A 2,339-nucleotide genomic window follows, 5' to 3' on the forward strand; every position below is an offset into this window, starting at 1 on the left:
TCACTTGAGCATCATTGTATTGCTGTTGTCTGGTTGTTCTCAAGGCCATTCTCCTTTTATTACTATGTTGGGTGCCTATTTCCCATATTGGATGTTATGTACTGTTATCGGCTTATTAGGAACTTTGATTATACGCGTATTACTTATCTATTTGGGTATTGATGATAAATTACCGCTCCCTTTGATTTTTTATTTTGCGATATTGTTATCAATTTTCTTTAACTATCTCTTTTATTTTTATTTTTTCTTTATTAAATTATGGATAAAAAAAATCAAAAAAAAAGTTAGCGATTTATAATCACTGTGATTGTTTTTTACGATCACACTTATCTTATTGTGGAAAAATATTCAGTTATCAGCACTAAATCCACTCAGTGAAGATGCAATCATTGATGCTAACAAAATTAACATATCTGCAACTGTACCTGGACGAATTAACGCTATATATGTCAAAGAAAATAGTAAAGTCAATAAAGGGGATTTACTGTTTACAATTGATCCCACCATGTATGCATTAAGAGTTCAGCAAGCGAAAGAGCAACTCATGATTGCTGAAGCAACATTAAGTAATAAAACAACGTATTATTATTGCAGAAACCTCAAATTCAGAAGTGGCTGAAGAACAAATAAAAACGAGCCGAAGTCAATTTATTATTAGCAACGCAGTCACTCAATAGATTAGAGCCGTTATTAGCAAAAGGATTTGTCACTGCACAACAAGTTGATGATGCAAGAACATTAAAACATGATGCGGAAGTCACATTAAAACAAGCACAGAAACAAAACGTTGCCTCAGAAGCTTTAATTAATAATACCGATTCAGAAGTGGCATTAGTGAAATCCTTAAAAACCTCACTGGCAATGGCTGAATGGGAATTAAGTAATACAGAGGTAAAAGCCCCCAGTAATGGCTATGTTGCAGGATTAGTGTTGTCACCTGGTGAATTTATTATTTCTGGGCAATCTGTTTTTACTTTAATTGACACCGATACTTGGTATGCTTCAGCTTATTTTAAAGAAACAGATTTAAATAATATAAAAATAGGTAACTGTGTGGTTATCTACTCAATGATTGATAATAAACATCCTATTAAAGGTAAAGTCGAAGGAATTAGTCGAGGGATCATGTCAACTGACCTTATTAATATTCCTAGAGACTTGCCTTATGTACCTAAATCACTGAATTGGGTTAGAGTTCAACAACGCTTTCCTGTAAAAGTCACTATCACCAATCCACCAGAAAATCTTATGCGGGTTGGGGCGACAGCCACTGTCAATATAATAGCTAACGACGATGATTGTTAAACCTTCTCTCATACTGAAGCAAGTTAAAAAAGACTTGTTGCCTTTTGATTTTCGTTTAGCGACGACGTGGCGCATCGCACTGCTTTGCGCTTTAATGGCCGCCATTGCGATGATCTATGAAATTCCCGAATCTGCCATAAGTTGCTATCTAATTATTTATTTAATCAAAGCCGATGCAGTCCAAAATATATTATTATCTATCGGCGTTATTATCTTATGTTCTATTGTTGTGTGTGTTATTTTTTTACTTTTCAATCTCACAATACAAAATATTATTTTACGCTTCTTTTTTATGGCTTTATTTTCAGCCGTTTTTATGTATTTAGCATCAGCCAGTAGCCTTGGTGATATTGGTAATTTAGTTGCTTTAGTTATCGGCTTTTTGATGACGTTAATTGATGATATCCCCGTAGGGGATGTTGCAACAAGAGCACTCCTTTATGCGTTACTGATGGCGGTATCGCCAATGCTATTAGTGATTTTATTTAATTTTTTTGTTGGTATTAGTCCTCGAAAACTGCTGTTGAACAGAATCGCTACACGCTTCTCTACCGCGAGTGATTTCTTTTTAGGAAGAAAAGAAAGCCAACTTGAAATCAGTGAGTTACTGAGTACACAGACAGAATGTAAACGTTATTTAATGTTTATTAAAATATTTTATTTACGAGGAAGAGAAGATATTCACTGGTTAGAAAATATCATTGATAATTCTTACCAGATATTAATTATGTCATTAACTTTTGATAAAAACACGCCAACTTCTCTACGTTTTCTTCTTTCTAAAAGATGTTTAGATCTTGTCGATTGCTTCAAACATCAGCAAATAGACAAAATAAAAAAACAAGCAACAAACGCAAAATACAATAAGTAAAATTCACTTATTAAATACGTTTGATAAGATTTTATTTAATAAAAGAGAAACTAAACCTGTACAGAAAAAAACACCTTTTTTTGTCAGTGATGCGTTTACAAACCCTAATCATAAGTACTTTGCAATTAAAACTACGATAGCGGCAATTCTATGTTATATATTT

The 2,339-nt window shown here is 33.1% G+C and carries 3 protein-coding genes and 1 pseudogene; all 4 read left to right on the top strand.

All coding sequences use genetic code 11. The annotated features are described in order from the left end of the window. Positions 1-298, top strand: a 298-nt coding sequence (locus BHE89_RS25970; protein ID WP_458694229.1) for a YtcA family lipoprotein, incomplete at its 5' end; no start/stop codon positions are given. Positions 299-307: 9 nt separating this feature from the next. Next, the gene (locus BHE89_RS25975) at positions 308-619 is read left to right on the top strand and encodes a biotin/lipoyl-binding protein (RefSeq protein WP_286146184.1); all 312 of its coding nucleotides are present in this window, start codon (positions 308-310) and stop codon (positions 617-619) included. Between the two features lie 215 nt (positions 620-834). Further along, positions 835-1,305, top strand: coding sequence for an HlyD family efflux transporter periplasmic adaptor subunit (locus BHE89_RS25980; RefSeq protein ID WP_286146185.1), 471 nt, complete (start codon positions 835-837; stop codon positions 1,303-1,305). Then, positions 1,295-2,339, top strand: a pseudogene (locus tag BHE89_RS14965) (FUSC family protein); the annotation flags it as partial. The gene BHE89_RS25980 and the pseudogene BHE89_RS14965, both read left to right, overlap by 11 nt.

The organism is Shigella sp. FC1967, from assembly GCF_001743005.1.
GTDB lineage: Bacteria > Pseudomonadota > Gammaproteobacteria > Enterobacterales > Enterobacteriaceae > Proteus.